Genomic DNA, 25805 nt, shown 5'->3' on the forward strand with positions numbered 1-25805 from the left:
TAGATAGCATAACACCTACACACAGCATTTACAAAATAAATAGTTGTTTGGTATTTAAGGGAAGCCTACAGGATAAAAACAAAAAGCAAGGATACAGCGGCACCGCTGAAGTGAGGATATAATGATCGAAGGAACTTTAACGCAATGGTGATTTGATTTTCTACGGTACGCTTGGAGATATTAAGCCGCTCGGCTATTTCGTCATTGCTCAGGTTTTCAACCCGGCTAAGCCAGAAAATTTCCTGGCAACGACGCGGTAGCTGTTTAAGCACATTGGTTAACTCGGTTTGCAGGTCTTCATACCCCAATTTAACATCTGCCTCGCTAACTACGGCAAGGGTTGGTTGCTCCGGTACTTGCTCGTGAAATTCAATTTTTTCGGCAGCGATCGCCCGCAACTGTTTGTATACGTGATACCTGGCTGTTACCAGGATATACTTCTGAAAATCTATAATATTTGAAGTGTGCCTTTTTTGCCACAAAGCCACAAAAACATCATGAACTATTTCTTCGGCAAGAGTATCATCTTTTAAATACTTTTTTGCCGTTTGATAAAGTTTATGCCAATACCGATTATACAGAACCACAAAGGCTCTGGAACTATCCGAGACCACGGCCTCCCATAATTCGTTGTCAGTAAATTTATTGGACATAACTGGTGCAATAAAAGTAAAAATTATTTATGATTTGTAACAGTGGGCGTTACATAAAATTAAATTGATACTTTTTTTCAGATGTATGTGTGTTGGAGCTTCTGGAACCACACTATATAATAAACAACGGCTCTAATCCCGCAACGGCCAAACCAATAATGACAACCGAAGAATATATTAAATTATACGAAAAGTTTAATTCAGGGCAATGTACCCCTGAAGAAGAAGCGCGCCTCATGGAATTTCAGGATGATTTTAAATTCCCTGAAACAAGCCATGATTTGCCGCTTAACGCAGCAAATAAGCAAAAGCGATCAGTATTATATGCCCGCATAAACAAAACCTTAGTTACTAAACGTGCAGGCAGAAGTTTCCGGACAATGTGGGGATGGGCAGCAGCGGCAGCGGTTGCGTTGCTGTTTTCGGCTATTCTTATTTTTCAGGAAAAACAGCCAGGAAATACCATTGCGGCCAACGTCGTAAAAAAGCCGGCTGCCAAGCCAATAAAGCCTGGCCGAAACACCGCTATCCTTACACTGGCCAATGGGACCAGCATAACACTTGATGATGCAAAAAATGGTGTTATAGCCAAATCTGGAAAATCATCGGTAAAAAAACTGGCTAACGGACTTATAGCTTACAGCGAAGATGGCCTGGCCCAACCAGCGGGCGAGCCTGCCAAAAATATAGTAACCGTACCAAGAGGCGGGAAATATACGGTACAATTGCCCGATGGCACTATGGTTTGGCTCAACTCCTCCTCTTCACTATCATACCCGGTGGCTTTTGCCGGTGCCAACAGAAGCGTTACACTAACGGGCGAAGCGTACTTTGAGGTAACAAAAAATAAACACCTTCCTTTTATAGTACATACCAATGGTGTTGATGTAAAGGTACTGGGCACCCATTTTAACGTATCGGCCTACGAGGATGAAAAAGATATTAAAACAACGCTGATTGAAGGTTCGGTAAGTTTATCAAACAATAAATCGTCGGCATTACTGGTGCCGGGGCAGCAGGGTGTTACCGGCACAGACCAGGGAATCATTACAAAACCGGTAAACGTAAACCAGGTTATCGCCTGGAAAACCGGCTACTTCATTTTCAGGGATGACGATATCCGCGGCATCATGAAAAAAATCTCCCGTTGGTATGATGTTGAAGTTGAATACCAGGGAAACGTTACACACAGAACATTTGGTGGTATCTATTCTATGAATAAAGATATCAACGAATTGCTAAAAGGACTTGAATTAACAGGACTTATTCATTTTAAAATCGAAGAAAGGAGGATAATCGTAATGAATTAACACGTACTTACGATTACCCGGTAAAAGACCGGAGGCGTTGGCGCGCCCCCGGTATGAAGCCAGGTAATCAATGATCAATTGAGCGACAACCAATTATTAATTAAAACCTAACATTCAAATGTATAAAATATTTACTGAATCAAAGTTCAGGCGGCACCCTCATGCGCTGCTCAAAATTATCCGGATTATGAAATTATCGTGTGCCCTGATTATGCTGGCCATAATGCAGGTGAGTGCCACTACTTATGCACAGAAAGTAAGCGTTGATGTACAGCGCGTATCCCTTGAAGATGTGCTTTTTAATTTGCAGCAGCAAAGCGGTTATGACTTTATTTATAGCGCAGATCTTTTAAAAACTACCGCTCCTGTTTCATTGTCGATTAAAAACGCGAGTATCACCAAAGCGCTTGATAAGCTTTTTGCTGATTTGCCGCTTACCTATCTCATCAATAAAAAAACCATAACCATAAAAATAAGGCCCGAGCCCGATGCCCAGGCAGCTATAACGGTAAATGGCAAAATTGTTGACGAAAAAGGCGTGCCAATACCGGGAGTGAATGTACAGGTAAAAGGTACAACTACCGGCGTCATCAGCAAAAGCGATGGATCTTACAACATCAATGTGCCGGATGGTAACTCCGTATTAATTTTCAGTTTTGTTGGCTTTGTTAAACAGGAAGTTTCGGTTGGCAGTAAAACGACAATCAATGTTACCCTTGTTGAAGATAAAAAGGCCCTCAACGAGGTGGTTGTAACGGGTTACAGTACTCAAAGTAAACATACCCTCACCAGCGCCATAGTATCTGTTAAAGGCGAAGATATGACCAAAAGGGTTGCAACCGATCCTTCATCCCTTTTGCAGGGCCAGTTACCGGGTCTATCAGTAGTACAAAACTCGGCCGAACCCGGTAATGAAAATATTCAGTTCAGGATACGTGGTTTAGGAACATTCAGTAGCGCCAGCAACAATCCTTTAGTTATAGTTGATGGTATCCCCGGCGACCTCGGTGTCATCAATCCAAATGATATCGAATCGGCAACGGTGCTTAAGGATGCGGCAGCAGCTACTATTTATGGTTCGCGCGGCGCAAACGGTGTGCTGGTAATAAAAACAAAAAAAGGAAAAGGCGGCGGCGGACTTGCCTTGAGCTACAATTATAACGTAGGTTTTGCTACTCCAACAAGGCTTCCGAAATTAATTACAAATTCAGCAACCTATATGGAATTGCTAAATGAAGCCGAAGCCAATTCTGGTAATGCTCCCATTTATACACAGCAACAAATAGATCTGTATAAAAACGCTACAGACCGTGTAAAATATCCTAACCACGATTGGCTTAAGGACATGTTCAGAACGGCTACGGTACAAAACCATTACCTTAACCTCGGCGGAGGCAACGATGCAACTGTTTATAGCATTGGCCTGGGTTTAACCAATCAGCCGGGTACTATGCGTGGCTTTGACTACAAAAAGTACACTCTTAGCCTGGGTTTAAACTCCAGGGTAAACAAGCGCGTAACGTTAGGAACCAACTTCCAGTTACGCTATGGTGACCGCAGTTATCCATTTGATAATGCAACGGACCTTTATATTTCAACGCTGGCGCAATCACCGCTTTATCCCGCTCAAACAGCAGATGGCTTATGGATCACCAAGGCTTACGATAAAGAACTTGGCAACAAAAACCCGGTATTATCTTCAACCATATTAACGCACAATCCAAATTACTATGGGCAGGGCAACATCTCGCTTGATGTACAGATCGTTGATGCATTGAAATGGGAAAACCGGGCGGGCGTTAGCTTTAATATGCAAAAATATAAAACCTTTGCCCCTGTTATTCCTCAATACCTGTACAGTGACCTCTCCTACTATCGCAACGCCGACGTAGGTACGCCGGGGCTCAGTTCAACAGAGCAGGATGAATCGCATTCAACAATTTATAGCCAGTTAAATTTTCACAAACAGTTTGGCAGGCATGACCTTACGATATTAGGTGGTGCACAACAGGAAGTTGATCATTACAGTAACCTCGGCGCGTTCCGTACCAATTATCCTACCAATGATCTGGAAGAGATTGATGCAGGATCATTGAACGGGTTAAAAAACAACGGCACATCGGCACAATGGGCTATAAGCTCGTTTTACGGTAATGCCAACTACAATTTTGACGATAAATATCTTTTGGGGGCCAGTATGCGTTATGACGGCACATCGCGCCTGCCAGGCAACAGTCGCTGGGGCTTATACGAATCCTTTTCGGCTGGATGGAGGATCTCGAAGGAGAACTTTCTTAAAGATGTATCGTGGCTAAACGATTTGAAAATAAGAGGGTCATGGGGCAGACTTGGGAACCAGAATATTGGTAATTATCCTTATCAGCCTACATTGATACAAAGTGTGTACGCATTCAACGGTACTATATCTAACGGATTCCAGGCCAACCAGCTTATCGACCCTGCACTTACCTGGGAATCGACCCGCATGACGGATATCGGCCTTGACCTCGTAGCCCTGAACAACAAGCTTACCTTCACTTTTGACTGGTTTAACAAATACACCTATGATATTTTAAGACAATCGCAGGTACCGTTGGCCCTGGGTGTAAATGCTCCGGTTGTTAATAATGGCGCGGTAAGCAATAAAGGCGTAGAGCTAAGCCTTCATTACCAGGACCGTCCTTCCGAAAAATTCAGCTATTATGCTACCGCCAACTTCCAGCTTTACCGAAATAAAGTAGTGTCATTCGGAGCTCCTGAAATTGGCGGACCGGACCAGCAAACCATCATGCAAAATGGCTATCCCATCAATTCGTTTTACCTGTATACCATGCAGGGCATTTTCCAGAGCCAGGCCGAGATCAACAGTGCTCCCGACCAGTCAAGCCTTGGCGGCGTGCCTACACCCGGCGACATCAGGTATAAAGATATCAATGGAGATGGTAAGGTAGATGCTAACGACCGCAGTATTATCCCCGGTCAGTACCCTAAGTTCGAGTACTCTTATACCATGGGCGCAACATGGGGCAATTTTGATGCAAGCGTACAACTTTATGGTTCGTACGGTAACAAACTTTACCTGTACAAATGGGGTGTTGATCCTTTCGCACAAGGTGCCATGCCTACTACCGATTGGCTGAACCGCTGGACACCGCAAAACCCTTCAACCACCATGCCTAAAATTTACATGGGCTTTTATGGTTACCCGAAGATCACCAGCGTACAATCTACTTTTCACCTGTACAGTGCAAGCTTTATGCGGATCAAAAACGTACAGGTTGGTTACACCTTCCCCCATGATATGATCAAAGGCGTAAAATCGCTTCGTGTTTTTGGCTCGGTTGATAACCTTGCGTTGTTTACACCGCTAAAACAAGGTGCCGACCCGGAAAGGCAGGATATCAATAACAGGCCCGATGCCTGGTATGGCTTTGCCGGTTATCCGCAAAACAGAACTTTCACTTTTGGCGCATCTGTTCAATTTTAATTTGTTAGCAATGAAAAAATATATCATCATATTTATAGCAGCGTTAGCAGGCTTTACTTCATGTAAAAAGCTTGACGTAACGCCTCCCGATAAGTTATCAAACCTCACTTTCTGGAAAACTCCTGCAGATGCTGATCTGGCGCTTACAGGCGTTTATGCAACCCTTTACGCAAGGAGCGGGCAAATCTCAACCTACGCCCCAATGTGGTACGAAAACTTTAGCGACGACACGTATACACAAAACAACCAGGCGGGCGCACAACAAGCGCTGGTAGCAGGCCTTACCCCTTCAAGCGGTGGCTTTGTGGGCGATGGAGGTAACAGCCTTTATATTAATGCTTATAAAAGTATAGCAGCCTGTAATACCTTTCTGGCAAATGTTGATAAAGTACTTACCGGCGATAAGCTCACACAATATAAGGCTGAAGTTTATTTTGTACGCGCATTCAATTACTTTTTATTAGCCGAAACTTACGGAAACGTTCCGTTGCTGACAGCCGATCCCATCACTTCAGATTTTAAACAAAAGGTGAGTAAATCATCAAGGGCAGATGTATTAAAGCTGATTGAAAGTGATCTTAACAATGCTATTTCCGGCTTGCCAAATCAAAAATTTAATACAGGTCACGTAGTAAAGGGCTCGGCGCAAGGCCTGATGACGAGGGTGCTACTTTTTGAAAAAAAATACACCGATGCTGCAGCGATGGCTAAGTCCGTTATAGATGGCGGCCTGTTTTCGCTTAATAGCAATTACCCTTCAAATTTTTACAAGCCCGATCAGCAAAGCAGTCCCGAAATAATGTTTTCGGTACAATACAGCGCTCCTACCGTTCCGCATCCTGATGCGCTTACCATGATACTGATTTTACCGGGATATGTTGACCTGCAAGGCACACAGGATATGATCAATGAGTATGAAGCTAATGATCCGCGCGAAAAAATGACTTTCTTTTTCCCGGGCGATACACCTGCGCAGGGATGGCCTTATCCTGGCACCGTTGGCAAACCCGGCGTGAACAACTGGACTGCCGGTTTCTATCCATCAAAAAAATGGCTCGATCCAAAGATCGTTAACCCGCAGCCCGGTCTGCTGGATGATCAGGACTATGTATGGATCAGGTTTGCCGATGTAAAACTGATGTACGCCGAAGCCCAGAACGAAGCCGCTGGCCCTGATGCCAGTGTTTACAAACAAGTGAACGAAGTAAGGGCGCGTCCCGGTGTAAATATGCCGGCACTCGCGTCTGGCTTATCGCAAGCGGATATGAGAGAAAAAATAAGGCACGAGCGCAGGGTTGAACTTGCCCTGGAAGGTTTCCGCTATTTTGATATGCGCCGCTGGGGAATAGCTAAAGCCAAACTTAACGGCTTTATTCAAAACCCGCTGATCCCGGCAACAAAAACTATTTATAAAGATAATTTCGATTTCTGGCCGCTTCCTCAATCAGAGGTTGATAGAAATGCACCTGCACTGATCCAGAACGATGGTTATTGATTTTAATGCTGAGTCGTCCTAAAATAGGTTGACAGAAATTAATGATTTAAAGATAGTCCTTGTTGGTCGATACCAGCAAGGATTTTTTGTTGATGTACAAATTGTGGTGTTTGATAATTTAAAGCCAAATGAGGCCTTCGACAGTTATAAAGTTTAATAGCTTCTGCAATCATTACCCTTGCCTGCTGTATATCTGCTGGTTTAACCACCAGGAACTCGTTTTTAATAATGCCGTTGATGCGTTCTGCCAAAGCATTCTGATAGCAATCATATCCATCCGTCATAGATGGGGTAATCTGATGTTTGGCCAACAACTGCTGATATTGTGCTGAGCAATATTGCAAACCTCTATCCGAATGATGTATCAATGGCGCTTTGATCTGCTCATGTCTGACAGCCATTTGCATGGCAGCAGCCACACCATCTGTGTGCAAGCTATGATGCAGATGATATCCTACGATCTTTCTTGAATAAGCATCAGTGATCAAGCTAAGATATGCGGTCTCTGCTTTAGTGTCGATATAAGTAATATCGCTTACCCATACTTCGTTAGGCCTCGTTGCCGCTTTCCTGTGTTTAAGTAAGTTAGGATACTTATGTAACCAGTGCTTGGAGTTCGTCGTTTTATGATAAGAGTGCTTTGGTTTGATCAGCATATGTTCCGAACGCAGAAAATCGAATAAAGCATCTCTGCCTATCTTTATTCCCTTGCTTCTGATCTGTTTACCTAAACGATGATAAAGCTTACGCGTACCCAACCTGGGCAAATGGATTCGTTCTTTAATCACATCCGCTTTTACCTGGCTAAGTTCTTTTAAACGCTTTTCTATGCGCTGCTGCTTTTGATAATAGCCCTGACGGCTGATCCCAAACAACCTGCAAGCCTTTGACAGGCTCACTATTCCTTTGGCTTTGAGCCTTTGGATTGCTTGGGCAAAGACTTTTTTGGCAATGCAACACCGTGCTCTTGCTGCAGGATATCGAACATGGTCTTGTAGATCAGGTTCTTGTCCTGTTCATCTTTTAATGCTGCTTCTAATTGTTTGATCCGCTGTTCCGGACTAAGTTCCCGATCGTTTTCCAAGGTGTACTGTTTGGGTAATGTCCAATCTAAGGTACCATGTTTCCTTAACCAAACCAATACCGTACTCCTTCCCTGGATCCCGTAATGTTTTTGAGCCTTTTTATAGGTCAGTTCGCCTTTTTCAACCTGCTGCACGACCTGCAACTTAAAGGCAAGGCTGTAATCGCGCTGACTGCGCCTACTTACATTCTTTGTTCGTTTTTCCATATAAGTCAACTTGAGTGTCAACTTATTTCAGGACGCGACATGCAATTTGTAAAAGCCTGATGAATAATCATCAGGCTTTTTTTGCTTTACCTCCGCTTGTTAAACAAAAGGTTCTCTTTTCATAATATCCGCAGCATTAATTGTAAACCAAAAATCTACCAATTAAGGGCCAATATTCAATCATGGTAATTGCTGAATGATCATATCATTTTTATCATTATCATTGTTCCTTCAAAACCATTTGCAACAGGCCTTATCAATTTTTCGATTATAAAGCCAGGTGTGCTGATGAATATAATTATATGAACGTTTTATCAAGGAAGATACTGCTTGCTTTTTTAGCCTTTACCATAATTTTAGTTATTGCTGCTCTTTTTGTTAGAGATAAGATCGCCGAAAGATTAGCTCATACGGCTCAAATATCTCACCTTATGGACCTCAACAACTCCAGGCCCCAGCAAGCCCTGTTATTACTGCACCAGGCCGAAGACTTGTTTCAGTCATCACTTGTAGATGGCGACGCCGAAAAAAACAAAGCATACCAGGCCAAGCTTTCGTTAGCATTTGCCGAAATTGATACCTTGTTAAATATGCAGCATGACACTGCCAAACTAAATACTGAGCAGCGTACACAACTTCATACATGGCATAGCCAAAAGATAAAGCTATCAGCAGATCTGCTTTCTGCCCGGCATGATTTCGACTCCTTATTAATGACGTCTTCAGATCTTGAAGTGGCGACGGCTCAAAATAAAATTGCTGTTAAGAGCAGTCAGAAAATTCAAAACAGCACTGACACTATAACCCAACCTGCTAAATTAAAACGAAAGGGCTTTTTTGCGAGGATCAAGGAGGCCATTAAAAACAAAAATGCATATGCAACCGGCTCCGGTGGAGTTGTTATCAATCACCGCACGCGGATCTATGTTGACTCGGTTGCACAAAGGCTTCGCTTTAAGGATAAGTCCAACTACCTTAATAAACTGAAGCAGCTGCGGCAAAGCAATACTAAGCTACAGGAAACTCAAAGGCAGCTTATTGCACTCAATATGCGCATTACCCATAAAATGGAACTATTGATTGCAACCATTAAAGACATCAATTATAGTTTAACTGATGCCTTTAAGGGATTGGCCTTTAACAGCTACCTGGAAACAACGAGCTTATTAAACAAACTTTACCTGAGTGCCCTTTTACTGCTTTTAGCTTTCGCTGTATTGCTGATTGTATTTGTTATTAAACTGGGGCAGTCTGAAGACCTTTTACTTAAAGAGAATGAGCGTGCTGTAATGATAGCACGGCAAAAGATGGATTTACTGCTGCATATGAGCCATGAAATCCGTAACCCGCTAACATCAATAAATGGTTTTCTGTACATTTTCAGCAGAACCACTCTTACACCGAAACAAACAGAAATGCTAAGCACGGTAAGGGCATCATCAGACCTGCTGCTGCAAACGCTTAACGACACACTTGATGCTGCAAAAATGGAAGGCAGTGAATTAAAAATCCATCATGATCCTTTTTGCCCCGATAAAACATTAAAGGAAGTGATAGAAAGTATGGCATTTAGTGCCGATAAAAAGCAGCTGGAATTAAATTATCATTTTGACGGCGACACAGAAGCCGAAGTTTTAGGCGATAGCTTCAGACTTAAACAGATCATTGTGAACCTTGTAAGCAATGCGATAAAATATACGGAGGCCGGGAAAATTAATATCAGGGCAACACTAAATTTAACCGGGGACAAAGGAGGATTAACAGTTGACATAATTGATACGGGGGCCGGTATAAGCCAGGAACAGCAGGTTAACCTTTTCTCAAAATACTATCAAACCAGTTCGGCAAAAGGAAATACCGGCACAGGTCTTGGCCTTTACATTTGTAAGCAATTGATTGAGTTGCAGAAAGGCAATATCACCGTTAAAAGTGATGCTGGTAAAGGGAGTACTTTTAGTTTTGACATCCCCTATAAAAAGTATGAAATAGACTAATTGGGGATATTATGTTTTTTACGTAAATAGTGTGTTTCCAAAATTTAGAAACCTTTTATTTTCCAGCCGATTAACAGGCATAAAACAAAGCCCAACAACACCATGCCCATGCTGAACGGAAAAATGTATAACATCCCAAAATGACTTGCCACCCCGCCTACCAGCGGTCCGGTAATTCCAAGTGAAATATCAAGGAACAGGCCATAAGCCCCCAGAGCGGCACCTTTATTTGAACCGGGCACCAACTTTACCGCCTCTACCCCAAGTGCCGGAAACACAAGTGAAAAACCAAGTCCGGTCACTCCTGCACCGATAAGTGCTGCCTCGGGAGTATTAGCCAGCCAAAGAACCATCAAACCTACTGACTCCAGCGCCATACAAGCAATGGCTGTTTTTAATCCTCCGTAGTTATCAATTGCCCCTGCAAATATCAAACGGCCAAGAATAAAAAAAACACTGAACACCGAAAGGCAAAGTACCGCATTAGTCCAGTTCAGATAGGCATAATAAAGTGTTATAAAAGTAGATATGGTGCCAAATCCCAAAGCAGCCAACGTAAGACACAGCCCGTAAGGAGCAACTGTTTTAAGTACAGATGCAAATGATTTTCGTTGCTCTGTGCTTTTTATCACCGCATCTTCTTTTCTTTTAGCCAGCAAATAACCAATTATGCCAAGTATAAAAACCACAATTCCAATACCGGCTATGCCGTAACCCCCATCAAGCAGTATGCCCACCGGTGCACCAACTGCAAGTCCGCCATAGCTTGCAATGCCATTATAAGATATGGCCTTCGCCGTATTTTGTTCGCCAACAGCATTAATTGTCCAATTGATAGGGCTGGATCCTATCAGGCCTTCAGCAAAACCTGTTACAAGCCTTGTAAGCGCAACTAAAACCAAACACAAGTCATGATGCTCCTTAAACAAAAACGCCAAACACAAAACCAATCCGCTAATGGCAAAACCTGTCATCCCGGAAAGCACAGCCGGCTTTGGCCCCTTTTTATCAATGATATTTCCGGCATAACCCCTAAATAAAAAAGTGCTCAGATACTGCAGACTGATCACCACACCAGCTATCATGGCACTGTATCCTAATTGGTTATGGATAAACACAGGAAGTACCCCAAGACTTAACCCTATAGTAAAATATCCTATAAAGGTAAACTTAACAAAACCGGCTATTTCTAAGGCTATTGATGATGCTGCACTTTTTATACTTGACCCTGCTTCCATGCCGCAAAGATAGGCAGATTCGGCACCTACTTAAGTGTAAATTATACACTTTACTTTTAATTAACATTTAAGCCGATCAAAAGGCCGTATCGTCTGTTATTTCAGGCAAAGAATTATTCCCTCAACTACCCGTTTGGTTTCATCGGGGTCGCGCACCTGGATACAATCTGCACCTGTTGCTCGGGCTGGGTGGTCGTTGCCCCCTTCAAACAAGGCATCACCAATGAATATCATTTGTTTGATCCTGATCTCTAAAGTATGCTGCAGTTTATGAATTCCATAAGCCTTATCTATTCCTGGTTTAGTAATATCAATAGAAGTAGCTCCCCCTATTTGTACCGAAAAACCGGTGAGTGATTTATCAAGAAGAGCTTTGATCTTTTTACGCTTAACATATTTAGGGTCCCACTTTTTCTTTTCGTCAAGCGGCGCATGTTGCCCTAATGCCGAAAATGTGATCTGGCTGCCCCGGTCTTCTATCTGATCGCCCCAGGTTTTCCTGAATTTAACGCCGGATTTTCCAATGGCTTCATTTAATTTGCTGATGATTTCCTGTCTTTCCTGATCTGTAAAGTCTTCTGAATATAATTTTTTCCAGCCCGCTTTTTTATACTGATAGTATTTGGTGCCGCAGGTTGGCAATATGGATAAGTTTTTAAGTAATTTTTTAACGGGCAGGTTTGATAATACCTGCTTTTCAAATTGCGGCCAGTCTCCGCCGGATATGATCGCAACCTTTGCTACTTTCATCAAATCGGTTAAAAGCACAGCCATCTCTTTATCAAGGGCAGCTTTACTTTCGGCAAGGGTGCCGTCCAAGTCAAATATGATCAATTTTTTCATTGCGGGCAGATATCAATTATTAGCCAACAGCAATTAACTGCGCTTGTTTATAACAATGCTGTTATAAGTTACACCAGTACGTCCACTTTAAGGTAAGCTGCCTGTTTTTTACGGTATAGGGTGACGGCGTGGTATTGTCGCCGTAAACAATAAATAAGTCGGAAGCCGGCTTATAACGCCATTGCAGGCGTGTGTTAATATTAATATTGTCAATTTGCTCGTTGTATTGTACATAGGTTGTAAAATACAGGTTATTGGTAAAGGTTACATCAACTTTTGGCCCTACCAGCCAAAACGTGTTATGCCCAAACGGCTGCGGCAGCCGCAGGTCATTAAATGAGGTGTTAATTGCAATATTTACATACGGCTGAAAACGATAGCCTATCAAACCTGTAACACTGTTACGCACGCCTTTGTCATAATAACCGCCATGCGATGCTTCCAGCAAATAGGTAAAAACATTTTGCGGTTTAGATACAAACTGAACATCAATAGTATTCCAATTGTGTTCAGACCCGGTTGGTAACAAACCTTTACCAATGTTAGTAGGATCGTAAGGCTTTAACAATCGCACATAATCATTAATACCCGATACCGAAAGTGTTGCCCGGTTGCGGAATGTAATAAGGTACGACAGGATACTTTCATTATCTGTCCGGTGAAATGATTCGTCAAAAAAGTAATTAGATGTAAGCTGAACGCCGTGGCTGAGGATATTTCCCTGCTTAGGGAAAAAATTACGCAGCAGCAGCGGGCTTAGCTTTACATAACCAACACGGGGTACATAACCCACTTCGGCATTGTAGTTTCTGCCTACGTATTCTTCCTGCATGTACAATGTCCAGTACTTGCTTAGGTATTGGAAATGATCAGAAACAACGTAGTCATGCCCGCTTACACCCGGTGTAAATGATTTAAGTGCAAGCACTTTGCCTGTCCAGATATTACTTCGCGACGCCAGGTTAAACTCGGCCCCAATGTTACGGTTATACGCTGTTGAGCCTGTATTGGTACCGGGAATATTAGCTGTAGCATCTTTATTTACAAACAGGAAACCAATATTAGAGCGGTCGAGCACCCGCCTTTGCAAGGTAATAATACCGTAATTTTCAGGCGCTTGTGCCACACTGCCTGAACCTCCTGTTTGGATATCCATAGCTCCTATACGCCAGTCCTTATCCAATTTACCGGTAAGTCGTGCCCCAAAATCTATCGGAACATTTAAGCCTATCCGCCTTGAAAAAAATGGCCTGATATCCGAATAACCAAAATTGGCAAACAAATCACCATTCTCTAAAAAGAACTGCCGCTTTTCGGGGAAGAAAAGTTCATACCTGTTCAGGTTAATTACCTGCTGATCAACGTCCACCTGCGAAAAATCGGGATTAACCGTTAAATCAAGGTTTAGGGACGGCGTAACCGAGATCTTGGCATCTCCCCCTATTTCGTGTTTATATTCGGTTTTAGTATTGTGCTGATAATCTTTAGATAAACCGGTGAGTGCATAAGGAATAATGGATACGTTGCTACTTGCTGTTGGCGGAGCCTCGTCCCAAACCAAAGTACCGGTATATGCCAGTGAAGCTGTAGGAAATTGTCGCGGAATAGGTGTCCAGCTTGATTTTTCGGCAGTTTTGAGATCATTACGGCTAAAGTTGATCCCCCATTCTTTTATGCCTTTTTTATAACGGATACTTTTAAAAGGGATAGATGCTTCCCAGATCCATTTATCCGGATAATTTTTTACGGCCGAGTACCAGCGGTTATCCCAGCTAAGGTCAACCTTGCCGCCTTCATACATACTGCCATCCCATTGGCCACCTGCGGCGTTGGCTCCAAAGCTAAAACCATCGGTCCGTGCATCAAACGGATCCATGAAGATCAAAAAGTTATCATTCTTTACAAAATTGAAATCCCGTTTCAATGATTCGACCATATAAGGGCCAGGCACCGAATTATAATTGATGGCTATGATGTATAGGTTTTTATCATCATAGGTCATCCGAACTTCGGTCTTAACAGTGGCCTTACTGGTATCCATGGGCAATACCATAAAAAAGTCTCCGGCCGAATCAGCCTGCATCCAGGCCTGTTCGTTCATCACACCATCAACATTAATTGCAGAAACAGCCCTGCGGATATGGTACTTATACCCCGCATTCTTCTTTTGTGCAGACGCGTAAAAGCAGGTCATACAGCACAAAATAACTGGCAATATCATTTTTGCAGGAGGCAGGCAGGGGCGTTTAAAGGGCATTAAGATAAGGGTATAGTAAGTTTATTGGTTATGGATTTTAAAACTACATTTTTTAACCAAAATTCAATGCCTTGTATCACATTATTTACTACCGCTATTTGTTTCTTTGCACCAATAATTATCTACCTGCTAATCTGTATCACATTTTGTTAAAAATGTATCAAGCCATCACTCCCATCGTTAAAAATCAAATTATTTTTAAGCAAACCTGTTTTTATCGCAATCGATTGCAAAAAAATACGGAAAACCTCGTTTTTGGGCATTAATACAGCCTTTATTAATGTATTATTTATTTTTTATTAATGCCTCCCTGTTGTTTTGTACCTGAAATTATAAACCAACAACAGTGTTTTTTATGGCTTGCCAGTAGCAGAGCACTGCATTAACCAACTTTTTTAAACCATGTATTACCACGACCCTAACCCACCGTAAGGCATGCCGCTGCATGCGCTATTTAGTACCCTAACCAGGTAATAATCAATTTAACCTTAAAAAATCAACAAAGAGAGACGATATGAAAAAATATAAATACTTACTTATACTTTTCTTCCTTTTCCCGCTTAGTTTGTTAGCCCAGCAAACTACTTTCGGCGGTAAAGTAATAGACTTAACTGATGGGTCGACACTTCCGGGGGTAAGTGTAAAAATTAAAGGCACCAATACAGGTGTTATTACCGATGCAGCAGGTAAGTTCCTGCTTACAATTCCTAATCGCGATGCTGTTTTACAACTGTCGTTTATAGGTTATGCAACCCAGGAAATTGCGGTAAAGGATATTAAGGGTGGCATAATAGCTCTTAAATCGGCCAATAAAACACTTGATGAAGTGGTGGTTGTAGGTTATGGAACGCAAAAAAGAGCTACCATAACCGGCTCCATCGCAACACTTCAAAATAAAGACATTACCACTACAAAAAATGAAAGCGTAATAAACTCGCTAAGCGGTAAAATACCGGGCTTACGGATTGTACAGAGAACGGCTGAGCCGGGAGGGTATGCTAACGATTTTAATATCAGGGGCTATCAGGGCACCCCACTTGTAGTAATTGATGGTGTTATCGGCGGCGATCAATCAACCATTGGCCGTATGGACCCTAATGAAATTGAAAGTATCTCTGTATTAAAAGATGCCGCTGCATCCATATACGGTATGCGCGCTGCTGGGGGAGCTATTTTAATTACTACCAAAAAGGGCTCTAAAAACGGAGCGATCAATATTAATTACTCATTTAATGATGCAATACAAACGTTTTTGGGCATGCCCGAAGGCGTAAGCGCCATAGATTTCATGATGCTGACCAATGAAAAAGTTAAACGTGATTTCACCCAAAACTTTGTGAACAATCAGGCTCCTACATATACCTACGCCAATTTTTTGCCATATCTTAACGGAACACGCAAATCATCAGACTGGATAGATCTGGCGTTCAGGAAAACGGCTAATCAGATAAGTCACAATTTAAATATCGATGGCGGCAATGACAAGATCAGCTATTTCTTCAACTTCGGCTATCAGAAACAGGACGGCGTATTTAAATCAGGCGATTTAAATTACAATAAGTATAATTTCAGATCAAACGTTACTGCCAACATAACCAAAGGCTTAAAGGCACAGGTGCTTACATCGGCCTGGATGGATGAAAAAAACCAACCGTTTACAGATCAGTGGACTATTTATAAGTACACCTGGAACATGAAGCCCATCGACCCGATTTACGCCAATGATAATCCCCTTTATCCTAACCAGATCCCCGGTGGAGATAATATGAACCCGGCCATTGTAACCGACGCAGATAAAGTAGGGTTTAAGCGATTAAGGAATAAGTCAATCACAAGCCAGTTAAATTTAACGTACAACATACCCGGCGTAAGCGGGCTGAGCGCTAAAGCTTTATTTAACATTGATTATGGCGTTGCCGATAACGATTTTATCAGGAGAACATCTAACCTGTATACCTATGACGCGGCAAACGATATCTATAACCCAATTGTAATAAACTCGCCCGCTGGCATAACAAGGCAATATTATACCCATTTAAATACATTAAGCCAGTTAACATTAAATTATAACCATACATTTTTCAATGACCATAATGTGGCCGCTATGTTTACCTACGAGCAGAGCCATGAAACGGCAGATAACTTTGCCGCCTATCGTGATGTTGAAATTCCTATTGATTATTTATTCGGTGGCCTCTCAAATTCAAATATGCAGGGCTATATGGATGGCGGTGCCCTTTCTGACCGCGCACACCGAAGCCTTATCGGCCGTTTTAACTACGACTATAAAGGAAAGTACCTCGTTGAATTCAGCTTCAGGCGGGATGGTACTAACCTCTATCAGCCCGGGCCAGATCAATGGGGCTTTTTCCCCGGTGGATCAGTAGGATGGGTTTTAACCAAAGAAAGCTTTTTCCGCAAACTTGTACCTGAAAATATTTTGTCCAACTTAAAGTTAAGGGCATCGTACGGTCAAACCGGTGATGAAGCCAACGCAGCGGCATTTAGCTATGTTAATGGATACACCTACCCTACCACCAACTCTTATATCTTTGGTCAAAGCGCCGTTAATGGCTCAACACCTAAACTTGGCAATCCGGGTTTAACATGGTCTGTAAATACCATCAAGAACATCGCTCTGGACTTTGGCCTTTTTGGTGGAAAGGTAGATGGCACCATCGAAATTTTCAGAAACGACAGAACAGGATTACCGGCAACGCCTTCAGTAAGCATACCGGGCACTGTAGGAGCAGCTGTACCGCAAATTAACTATAACAGTGATCGTGTGCAAGGCCTTGACTTCAGCCTGGCATATCATAATAAATTTGGACAGGTTGGTTTTAATGTTGCCGGCAATATTGGTACAACCCGTTTACAAAACAGAAACGTGCTTCGTTCACAATCGGGCAATGAATATTTAAACTGGAAAGAAAATCAAACCAACAGGTACCAGAATGTTTGGTGGGGCCCTGAATATGCAGGCCAGTTTACCAACTATAATCAGATCTATAATTATGGGATAAACACAGGTGGCGGCAACAATAACGTTATACCAGGCGATTATTATTATAAAGACTGGAACAACGATGGTGTTATAGATGATAAAGATAACCACCCAATTGCAACAAGCGGTATTCCTTTATACAATTACGGCCTCACCCTTGGCGTAAGCTACAAAGGCTTTGATATGAGCATGGTTTTGCAGGGTGCCGCCGGTGTATATGTACAATACGGTGAACAATTTGCATCGCCGTTGATGTATAACAGGAGTGCGCTTACCCGTTTCCTCGACAGCTGGCATACAGCAGATCCCTCTGCCAATGTTTTTGACCCGAATACCGTGTGGGTACCGGGTTTCTACCCTGCCATGGGTTCGCCTGATGCCCAGGGCACAAAGGCTATACAGAATGCCAGCTATCTGCGTGTAAAATCGCTGGAGTTTGGTTATTCGTTATCGCCAAGCGTATTGAAAGCTATAGGCGTAAAAAAGCTAAGGGTGTTTGCAAACAGCTACAACTTACTAACATTTACCGGGCTTAAAAATTATGATCCGGAACACCAGGGCCCAAGTCCAAGCGATAACGGCGATTTCAGCAGAGCGCAGCTCGGGTACACCTACCCAATGAACAGGACCTTCAACTTTGGAGCAAACGTTTCCTTTTAAACTTATTGAAACATGAAAAGTATCAAGAAATTAATTATAACAATAACTGTTGGAATAGGAGCCACGGTAACCTCCTGCCAAAAGCTGAACATTGCACCCACCAATATCGTTACACCTGATATTATATACAACAGTGAGGCCGGCGTTAAATCTCTTCTGGCCACTATATATGCAAATTTACCCATCGAGGATTTTAAATACAGGCCCGATGGCGGTGATGATAATAATGGTATTCAGCGCCCTGGCTTCAACCCGGGAAACCCCTGGATGAATTTTTATAATACAGGTGCCGTTACAGGTGAAGAAGTTGGCCCATTTGGTGGCATGGACATCGGTGGTGGTTTCGGTTACTGGCCATACGGCGATATCAGAAACGTAAATACCCTGATAGCCGAACTACCTAAACACACAGCATCCCTTACCCAAACAACCGTAAACTCGCTTTTGGGCGAAGCGCATTTTTTGCGGGCTTATTATTATTTTGGTTTGGCCAAGCGTTATGGCGGCGTTCCTATCATAACTGTTCCGCAAGATCCGGGAGCACCGCTGTCAACTTTGCAGGTTCACCGTGATAAAGAACAAGCTACCTGGGATTTCATAGGCTCGGAACTTGACTTAGGGTACCAGATGATGCCCGAAACCAATGATGCAGGCCGAGCAAATAAATATGCTGCTGCTGCATTAAAGTCAAGAGCGATGCTTTACGCGGCATGTATTGCCAAGTACGGCTCAATTAACTTTGTTGACGGGCCTGCCCGCACTCAGGGCTTGGTAGGGATTCCTGCAGATCAGGCAAGCAAATACTTCCAGGCCGCTTTTGATGCCGCTAAATTATTAGAAGGCCACTATTCGCTTTATAACCAAACTTCGTCAGATAAAGTAAAAAACTTCACCGACCTATTTTTAGACGCCAGCAGCAAGGAAAACATTTTTATCAGGCAGTATTCTCTTACCCTTAATGTCAATACCCCTGCCGGTCCGCATAGTTGGGATGCTACCATGTCACCCGGGCGTATGACATCTGGAGGGCTGTCACGTTCATACCCTACATTAGATTTTGTGCAGCTTTGGGGAAATCTGCCTTTAACCAATGGTGACGGCACACCTAAACGCTTCAGCAATCTTATAGATTTAACGCAAGGACTGGAACCCCGGCTTAGGGCAACCGTATATTTCCCTGGCGAAATGCTGAGAGGCATTGCTTTTGATACGCAAAGAGGTATTTATCCATCATTCAACAGTACCGCTGCCGACGAAGTTACCAAAGCGCCAAACTCGCGTACATGGGTCTTGCAAACCGATCCAAACGTACTATACCCAAGTAAGACTGATGCTAACGCAAAACAGGTTATTGGTTTTACCGGCATTTCCAACAATTTGGGCGATGACCAGTTAACCCGCACCGGTTTTTATGTGCGTAAATACATCAACTACAATGCGGCTAAAACCAACGTTGACTTGTACAAAAGCATCCAGCCATGGATTGATCTGCGTTACGGTGAAATATTGCTGAACCGGGCTGAAGCAGCCATGGAGTTAGGAAACGCCGCAGATGCATTGAACGACATCAATCAGTTAAGGGACAGGGCCGGTGCAACACCGTACATTTCTATCGATCTGGACAAAGTTCGTAAAGAAAGGCGCATGGAACTTGCCTTTGAAAACCAATATTACTGGGATTTAAAAAGATGGCGCACAGCCGATGTTGTGCTTGACCGCGCGCACTTTAAAGGCCTGATGCCATACTACATATTTAACGAAAACAAATACATTTTCCTGGCCGAAACCGAGCTTTTTAACCGCGAATATACATTCCAGAAACAGTTTTATTACGAGCCAATTCCGGGTGGTCAAATAAATCAAAACCCGAACCTGCTTCCTAACAACCCTAATTATTAAAATTTAAATTGAAAGACATGAAAAATCTGATTGGCAGAATTTTGGTGGGCATAGCAATACTGGCAAGTTCTGCGTGTACAAAAACAGATAACTACGATGGCCCAAATGCCTCATTGCAAGGCAATATATTATCATCTGAAGGCGGCAACCTGCTTACTTCCGGAGGCAGTACCACTATTAAACTACAACAAATAGGCTGGACAACGCCGCAAACCATTCCGAGTAAATTTGATGGTACTTATGAGGACAGTAAATTATTTAAAGGCGGATATAAAGTTGTACCTACCGGCGGCGCTTTCTGGCCTGTTACTGACACGGTTACGGTTAATATCGACAAAGGTACTAAGCATGATTTTACGGTTACACCTTATATCGTAATCAAAAACTTCAAGCATACCTTAACCGGTACAACGCTTACGCTCACATTTGATATCGATGCACCCATTATTGCCGGCTTGCCAACTATTAAAGATGTGCAACCATATGTAAATACTACCCGGCTGGTAGGTACAGGAGCTTCTATCCGCGATTTTTCTGATTTAAATGCCAAAACTATCAACAAGGCATTTATTGATATGAGTGCGGCCGAAAAAACGATCACGCTTACTATACCTAATCTTATTCCGGGCCGTACCTTTTTTGTACGTGCAGGCGTTCGCCTGAGCGACAGCTTTAACAGCTCAAATTTTTCGGAAATAGTACAGGTAGATATTCCTAAATAAGTTAACCTAAAACCAAAAAGGAAATGAAATTCATAAAAACAAAGATGGCTTGCTCCATCCTAATGATAGGCCTCAGCATTGTGGGGTGTAAAAAAGAAAAATATATTTCACGCGATACTTCGTACCTGAAACCGCCACCGCCGGATACCACCGCACCGCCAGCAGTTGATCCTACGTTGATATCATTTGATAATGCGGATAAAGCAGATGGCTGGCAAACGGTAGGTACGCCAGCAATAGAAACCAGCGGGCAAAAAGAAGGCAAAGGATATTTAAAAAACACCATTGCAAACGGCAGCGATTTCATGCAGTTTATCAAAGACCTGCCTACCCCGCTTGATACCAAACTTACAGCCAATAACGGTCAGTTTAAATTCTGGTGGTATATATCAGATGTATCGTTACTTAAAGCCGATGGTTCAATTGAGATCACCAGCTCGGGCAAATCAGATGATCATGAATCGGCCTGGGATGTGGCTCCACTTATCCCCAGCCTGAAAAACGGTTGGAATGAGGTTGCCCTGAACTTCAGCAAAGCCATTAAGACAGCTGATGGCGGTGCCGATTACTCGGCTATTAACCACTTCCGCATTTTCTTTTTTACTAAAGATAAAGATCACGGAGAGTTGGTTACGGGTATTGACGACCTTGTTTTCAGGGCCGCCCCGGCCCCACCTCCGGTAGTATTTGACAGTGCCGACAAAGCTGATGGCTGGCAAACTGTAGGCACGCCGGCTATAGAAACCAGCGGACAAAAAGAAGGTAAAGGTTATTTAAAGAATACCATCACCAATGGCAACGACTTTATGCAATTCATAAAAGATGTAACTCCTCCGGTTAACACTTCCTTTGCCGCTGCTGATGGTAGGTTCACCTTCTGGTGGTATGTATCAGATGTGTCGTTACTAAAAGCCGATGGCTCTATCGAAATCACCAGTTCGGGTAAATCAGATGATCATGAATCGGCCTGGGATGTAGCACCATTAATACCAACGCTGAAAAATGGATGGAACCAAATTACACTGGACTTCGATAAATCGATTAAAACTGCTGATGGAGGTGCCGATTATACCGCCATTAACCATTTCAGGATCTTCTTCTTTACCCAAAATAAAGATCATGGAGATCTGGTAACAGGCGTCGACGACCTTAAGTTCATATCCAAATAGTTAATCTCAATTTATAACTAATACCCCAAAGCCGGTTGCTGGTAATACCCTGCAACCGGCTTTAATAACAGTAACATCATAATGAATTTAACCGCATTATATAAACCATTAACAATAAAAGCCCTACCTGCCGTGCTTGCCGCAGTATTTGTATTTGCAGGAAACAGTTGTACTAAGGCCCAGGAAAAAAAAGCCGCCGACAGCGCAACCGGGAATCCATTTATCAGGAATATGTACACTGCCGATCCATCTGCTCACGTTTGGAAAGATGGGCGGCTTTACGTTTATGCATCGCACGATATTTTCCCTGCGAGAGGCTGCGATCTGATGGATCAGTACCATGTTTTTTCGACAGACGATATGGTTCACTGGAAAGACCACGGTGAGATCCTTCGCGCGTCGCAGGTATCATGGGGACGTAAAGAAGGCGGTTTTATGTGGGCCCCGGATTGTGCTTATAAAAACGGCACCTATTATTTTTATTTCCCGCACCCGAGCGATACCAAATGGAACGAAAGCTGGAAAATCGGTGTGGCTACCAGCAAAAGCCCGGCAAGCGGCTTCACCGTTCAGGGTTATATAAAAGGGCTCGAATCAATGATTGATCCATGTGTTTTTATTGATGATGACGGGCAAGCCTATTTTTATTACGGCGGCGGCGGCACTTGCAAAGGTGGCAAACTAAAAGATAACATGATGGAGATTGACGGTGCCATGAAAACTATGGAAGGCCTCAAGGATTTCCATGAGGCAAGCTGGGTGCATAAGCGTAATGGCATCTATTACCTGTCGTATTCAGATAACCACGACGTTAATGGTAAGCACAACCGCATGAATTATGCCACCAGTAAAAGCCCGCTTGGCCCCTGGACTTATGGCGGTATTTATATGGACCCAACAGATAGTTATACCAATCATGGCTCTATAGTGGAGTACAAAGGTCAGTGGTATTCATTTTATCATACCAGCGCATTATCACATGAAGACTGGCTAAGATCCATTTGTGTTGATAAGCTTTATTATAATACTGATGGATCTATAAAAATGGTCGAGCCTACATCTTCTAAATAAATAACAAGTTATACCATGTTATTAATCAATACGCTATGAAAAAAACCAGAAGTAATTGTTCCATGACACTATGCGTTGCTGCTATGCTTGCGTTAGCCTTTGGGTGTTCAAAAAAAAGCAATGGCAACGGCGGCGGTGACGTTACACCTGTAGATAAGCCAAAGGATACAATCGACCTTACCCCGTCGCCCATTGGTGATGTGGTAGGCAAAGTAATTGTCGGTTATCAGGGCTGGTTTGCCGCTATCGGCGACGGTTCTCCGATTGATAGATATTGGCATTGGGCTCAAACCTGGGAAGAACAGCCATCTCCAACCAACGTTGCTATCGCATCATGGCCAGATGTGCGCGACTATACCAAAACCTTCCCTACTAAGTATGCCAACCTCAACAACGGTCAGCCTGCCAATGTATTTTCATCCTTTTCAGATCAAACTATTGATGTACAGTTTAAATGGATGAAGCAATACGGTATCGATGGCGCAGCCCTTCAACGGTTTAACCCAAGCGGTCTGGAAGGCCCGGTACGTGATGCTATGGCAGCGAAAACTAAAATAGCAGCCGAAGCAAACGGCGTAAAGTTTTATATTATGTATGATGTAAGCGGCTGGAAGGATATGCAATCGGAAATAAAGACCGACTGGACTAATAAAATGTCTGCCTATACCTCCTCGCCTGCTTATGCCAAGCAAAATGGCAAGCCGGTAGTATGTATCTGGGGCTTTGGTTTCAGCGATGATAACCACCCTTTTACGGCTGCACAATGCCTGGATGTAATCAAATGGTTTAAAAGTAAGGGATGTTATGTTATTGGCGGTGTACCTACTCACTGGCGTACCGAGGATAGCGACTCGCGCCCGGCATTTCTTTCAGCTTATAGTGCACTGGATATGATATCCCCATGGATGGTTGGCCGGATCGGCAACAAAAGCGAATCAGACAACTTTTATGGTTCGGTTAATCGCCCTGACGTTGCTTATTGCAAAGCTCATGGTATAGATTATCAGCCTTGTATTTTACCCGGAGATTTGCAACAGCATCAGCGTGCCCACGGCGATTTTATGTGGCGACAGTTTTTCAACATGCAAAGCGTTGGTGCAAATGGCCTATATATTTCCATGTTTGATGAATATAACGAGGGCAACCAGATAGCCAAAACTGCCGAAAGCCAGGATTTTGTGCCGGCAGGCTCATCATTTGTTACCCTTGATGAAGACGGTACAGCTTGCTCTGCCGATTATTATCTGAGGCTTACAGGAGATGGTGCAAAGATGTTTAAGGGGTTGATCCCGCTAACGCCAACAAGACCTACACCGGTTAAATAGTACAACAGACTTATTATAACGAAACAGCCGCTTTTTCCAATGGGTAAAGCGGCTGTTTATATTTAATAAGCGTCATTGCGAGGCACGAAGCAATCCCCGATTGGCAGATTCTCTCTGTATAGTTAGGGATTGCTTCGTGCCTCGCAATGACGGTCTTGTATAATATTTAGTTTAATTAATACTCTCCAACATCTTAATATACAACTCAATACCTTCCCTGATCTCATCCACATAAACAAACTCATCGGCAGTATGTGAACGTGCAGAATCGCCGGGGCCAACTTTTATGGATGGAATATCAAGTAATGATTGGTCGGACGTGGTTGGTGAACCGTAAGTGGTACGACCGAGTGCTATGCCAGCCTGAACTATGGGGTGCTCTTTTGGGATAGATGATGGTTTTAACCTGATGGAACGTGGTTTTACATCGCTTGCAACATGTTCACGGATGATCTCTAATACTTCCTCATTACGGTAAGCATCGGTAACACGCACATCAACAGTATAAACACAGCTGGCAGGTACCACGTTATGTTGTGAACCGGCGTTGATAATGGTGACAGACATTTTTATCGGCCCAAAAACTTCTGATTCTTTCGGGAATTTAAACGAGCGGAACCACTCAATATCAGTTAAGGCCTTGTAAATAGCGTTCTCCCCTTCTTCGCGGGCGGCATGACCTGCACGGCCATGAGCGGTACAATCCAACACCATCAAACCACGTTCGGCAATGGCTAACTGCATCAGCGTTGGCTCACCCACAATACCAAAAGATAATTGCCCTAATTCGGGGATGATCAGCTCCAGACCGTTCACGCCTGAGATCTCCTCTTCGGCAGTAGTGGCTAAGCAAAAATTGTATTTCAGGTTTTCCTTATCATGAAAGTACAGGAATACCGCTATAAGCGAAACAAGACAGCCTCCGGCATCATTGCTGCCAAGGCCATATAATTTACCATCTTCAATTTTGGCATCGTACGGGTCACGAGTATAACCCGAATTGGGTTTAACAGTATCGTGATGTGAGTTAAGCAGGATAGTTTCTTTTGCCGGATCGAAATGTTTGTTCCAAGCCCAGATGTTATTTAGTTTACGATGAGTAGTTACTCCGTGCGATTGCAGAAATTCGTTGATCAGATCGGCTGTGCGGTCTTCCTCTTTACTAAACGACGGTATGGATATCAGTTGCTGCAGTAAGGTTACTGCCAGTTGAAATAAATTGCTTGTTTCAGTCATAAATTTAAGGGTCGTCCCTTGTAATGAACGGGCAAAATTAATACTTTTTATTCACGTGGATGAAATACATTTCCTGAACATTAACCGGGCGTGATAGATTTACCATTAATTTAACACCTGATTAACGCGAAGGTTACATGCCATCTGCACA

Annotated in this window: 16 protein-coding genes; 10 read left to right on the forward strand and 6 right to left on the reverse strand. The window is 43.1% G+C overall.

All coding sequences use genetic code 11. The features are described 5' to 3' along the window. Positions 1–65 precede the first annotated feature (65 nt). Positions 66–653 carry an RNA polymerase sigma factor gene (locus MTO98_RS18040; RefSeq protein WP_243480282.1) on the reverse strand — a complete coding sequence of 196 codons (588 nt, stop codon included), beginning with the start codon at positions 651–653 and terminating at the stop codon, positions 66–68. 158 nt (positions 654–811) lie between these two features. Here MTO98_RS18040 and MTO98_RS18045 point away from each other — a divergent pair, with 158 nt between their 5' ends. The 3 genes from MTO98_RS18045 to MTO98_RS18055 all read left to right on the forward strand — a co-directional run bounded on the left by MTO98_RS18045 (position 812) and on the right by MTO98_RS18055 (position 6945). Further along, positions 812–1963, forward strand: a complete 1152-nt coding sequence (locus MTO98_RS18045; protein WP_243480283.1) for a FecR family protein — start codon at positions 812–814, stop codon at positions 1961–1963. A 187-nt stretch (positions 1964–2150) separates the two neighbouring features. Next, positions 2151–5450 (forward strand): TonB-dependent receptor, encoded by a 3300-nt coding sequence (locus tag MTO98_RS18050; protein ID WP_243480284.1) that lies wholly within the window; start codon positions 2151–2153, stop codon positions 5448–5450. Between the two features lie 10 nt (positions 5451–5460). Continuing rightward, positions 5461–6945: a RagB/SusD family nutrient uptake outer membrane protein gene (locus tag MTO98_RS18055; protein WP_243480285.1), complete on the forward strand. Its 1485-nt coding sequence runs from the start codon at positions 5461–5463 to the stop codon at positions 6943–6945. Between the two features lie 38 nt (positions 6946–6983). On the opposite strand, the gene MTO98_RS18060 is transcribed toward MTO98_RS18055, so the two are convergent. After that, a protein-coding gene (locus tag MTO98_RS18060; protein WP_371825378.1) for an IS3 family transposase occupies positions 6984–8236 on the reverse strand; the annotation gives its coding sequence in 2 pieces (ribosomal slippage) (positions 6984–7894 and positions 7894–8236; 1254 coding nt in all). Positions 8237–8538: 302 nt separating this feature from the next. Between MTO98_RS18060 and MTO98_RS18065 the strand changes: the two genes are divergently transcribed. Beyond that, positions 8539–10230, forward strand: coding sequence for a sensor histidine kinase KdpD (locus MTO98_RS18065; protein WP_243480286.1), 1692 nt, complete (start codon positions 8539–8541; stop codon positions 10228–10230). A 44-nt stretch (positions 10231–10274) separates the two neighbouring features. Here the strand turns inward: MTO98_RS18065 and MTO98_RS18070 are convergent, their stop codons facing one another. From MTO98_RS18070 to MTO98_RS18080, 3 genes are all read right to left on the reverse strand, one after another. After that, the gene (locus tag MTO98_RS18070) at positions 10275–11468 is read right to left on the reverse strand and encodes an MFS transporter (RefSeq protein WP_243480287.1); all 1194 of its coding nucleotides are present in this window, start codon (positions 11466–11468) and stop codon (positions 10275–10277) included. A gap of 96 nt (positions 11469–11564) precedes the next feature. After that, positions 11565–12311, reverse strand: coding sequence for an HAD-IIB family hydrolase (locus tag MTO98_RS18075; protein ID WP_243480288.1), 747 nt, complete (start codon positions 12309–12311; stop codon positions 11565–11567). Positions 12312–12372: 61 nt separating this feature from the next. Then, positions 12373–14568 carry a carbohydrate binding family 9 domain-containing protein gene (locus tag MTO98_RS18080; RefSeq protein WP_243480289.1) on the reverse strand — a complete coding sequence of 732 codons (2196 nt, stop codon included), beginning with the start codon at positions 14566–14568 and terminating at the stop codon, positions 12373–12375. Positions 14569–15082: 514 nt separating this feature from the next. On the opposite strand from MTO98_RS18080, the gene MTO98_RS18085 reads away from it, so the two are divergent. From MTO98_RS18085 to MTO98_RS18110, 6 genes are all read left to right on the forward strand, one after another. Next, the gene (locus MTO98_RS18085; protein WP_243480290.1) at positions 15083–18232 is read left to right on the forward strand and encodes a TonB-dependent receptor; all 3150 of its coding nucleotides are present in this window, start codon (positions 15083–15085) and stop codon (positions 18230–18232) included. Between the two features lie 12 nt (positions 18233–18244). Beyond that, positions 18245–20131, forward strand: a complete 1887-nt coding sequence (locus MTO98_RS18090) for a RagB/SusD family nutrient uptake outer membrane protein (protein ID WP_243480291.1) — start codon at positions 18245–18247, stop codon at positions 20129–20131. A 17-nt stretch (positions 20132–20148) separates the two neighbouring features. Then, positions 20149–20853, forward strand: coding sequence for a DUF3823 domain-containing protein (locus MTO98_RS18095; protein WP_243480292.1), 705 nt, complete (start codon positions 20149–20151; stop codon positions 20851–20853). A gap of 23 nt (positions 20854–20876) precedes the next feature. Beyond that, a complete protein-coding gene (locus MTO98_RS18100; protein WP_243480293.1) occupies positions 20877–22022 on the forward strand; it encodes a hypothetical protein in 1146 nt (381 codons plus the stop codon). A gap of 81 nt (positions 22023–22103) precedes the next feature. Further along, positions 22104–23093 carry a family 43 glycosylhydrolase gene (locus tag MTO98_RS18105; RefSeq protein ID WP_243480294.1) on the forward strand — a complete coding sequence of 330 codons (990 nt, stop codon included), beginning with the start codon at positions 22104–22106 and terminating at the stop codon, positions 23091–23093. A gap of 35 nt (positions 23094–23128) precedes the next feature. Beyond that, positions 23129–24418: a glycoside hydrolase family 71/99-like protein gene (locus MTO98_RS18110; RefSeq protein WP_243480295.1), complete on the forward strand. Its 1290-nt coding sequence runs from the start codon at positions 23129–23131 to the stop codon at positions 24416–24418. Between the two features lie 171 nt (positions 24419–24589). Here the strand turns inward: MTO98_RS18110 and MTO98_RS18115 are convergent, their stop codons facing one another. After that, positions 24590–25654 (reverse strand): M20 family metallo-hydrolase, encoded by a 1065-nt coding sequence (locus MTO98_RS18115; protein ID WP_121224767.1) that lies wholly within the window; start codon positions 25652–25654, stop codon positions 24590–24592. Between the last annotated feature and the right edge of the window lie 151 nt (positions 25655–25805).

The sequence above is a fragment of the Mucilaginibacter sp. SMC90 genome, assembly GCF_022811725.1.
Classification (GTDB): domain Bacteria; phylum Bacteroidota; class Bacteroidia; order Sphingobacteriales; family Sphingobacteriaceae; genus Mucilaginibacter.

Bases quoted from the DNA above. Each gene is read 5' to 3' on its own strand.
- MTO98_RS18055 (WP_243480285.1), top strand. From the start codon at position 5,461: ATGAAAAAATATATCATCATATTTATAGCAGCGTTAGCAGGCTTTACT.
- MTO98_RS18040 (WP_243480282.1), bottom strand. From the start codon at position 653: ATGTCCAATAAATTTACTGACAACGAATTATGGGAGGCCGTGGTCTCG.
- MTO98_RS18075 (WP_243480288.1), bottom strand. From the start codon at position 12,311: ATGAAAAAATTGATCATATTTGACTTGGACGGCACCCTTGCCGAAAGT.
- MTO98_RS18085 (WP_243480290.1), top strand. From the start codon at position 15,083: ATGAAAAAATATAAATACTTACTTATACTTTTCTTCCTTTTCCCGCTT.
- MTO98_RS18100 (WP_243480293.1), top strand. From the start codon at position 20,877: ATGAAATTCATAAAAACAAAGATGGCTTGCTCCATCCTAATGATAGGC.
- MTO98_RS18105 (WP_243480294.1), top strand. From the start codon at position 22,104: ATGAATTTAACCGCATTATATAAACCATTAACAATAAAAGCCCTACCT.
- MTO98_RS18095 (WP_243480292.1), top strand. From the start codon at position 20,149: ATGAAAAATCTGATTGGCAGAATTTTGGTGGGCATAGCAATACTGGCA.
- MTO98_RS18045 (WP_243480283.1), top strand. From the start codon at position 812: ATGACAACCGAAGAATATATTAAATTATACGAAAAGTTTAATTCAGGG.
- MTO98_RS18115 (WP_121224767.1), bottom strand. From the start codon at position 25,654: ATGACTGAAACAAGCAATTTATTTCAACTGGCAGTAACCTTACTGCAG.
- MTO98_RS18070 (WP_243480287.1), bottom strand. From the start codon at position 11,468: ATGGAAGCAGGGTCAAGTATAAAAAGTGCAGCATCATCAATAGCCTTA.
- MTO98_RS18090 (WP_243480291.1), top strand. From the start codon at position 18,245: ATGAAAAGTATCAAGAAATTAATTATAACAATAACTGTTGGAATAGGA.
- MTO98_RS18080 (WP_243480289.1), bottom strand. From the start codon at position 14,568: ATGCCCTTTAAACGCCCCTGCCTGCCTCCTGCAAAAATGATATTGCCA.
- MTO98_RS18050 (WP_243480284.1), top strand. From the start codon at position 2,151: ATGAAATTATCGTGTGCCCTGATTATGCTGGCCATAATGCAGGTGAGT.
- MTO98_RS18065 (WP_243480286.1), top strand. From the start codon at position 8,539: ATGAACGTTTTATCAAGGAAGATACTGCTTGCTTTTTTAGCCTTTACC.
- MTO98_RS18110 (WP_243480295.1), top strand. From the start codon at position 23,129: ATGAAAAAAACCAGAAGTAATTGTTCCATGACACTATGCGTTGCTGCT.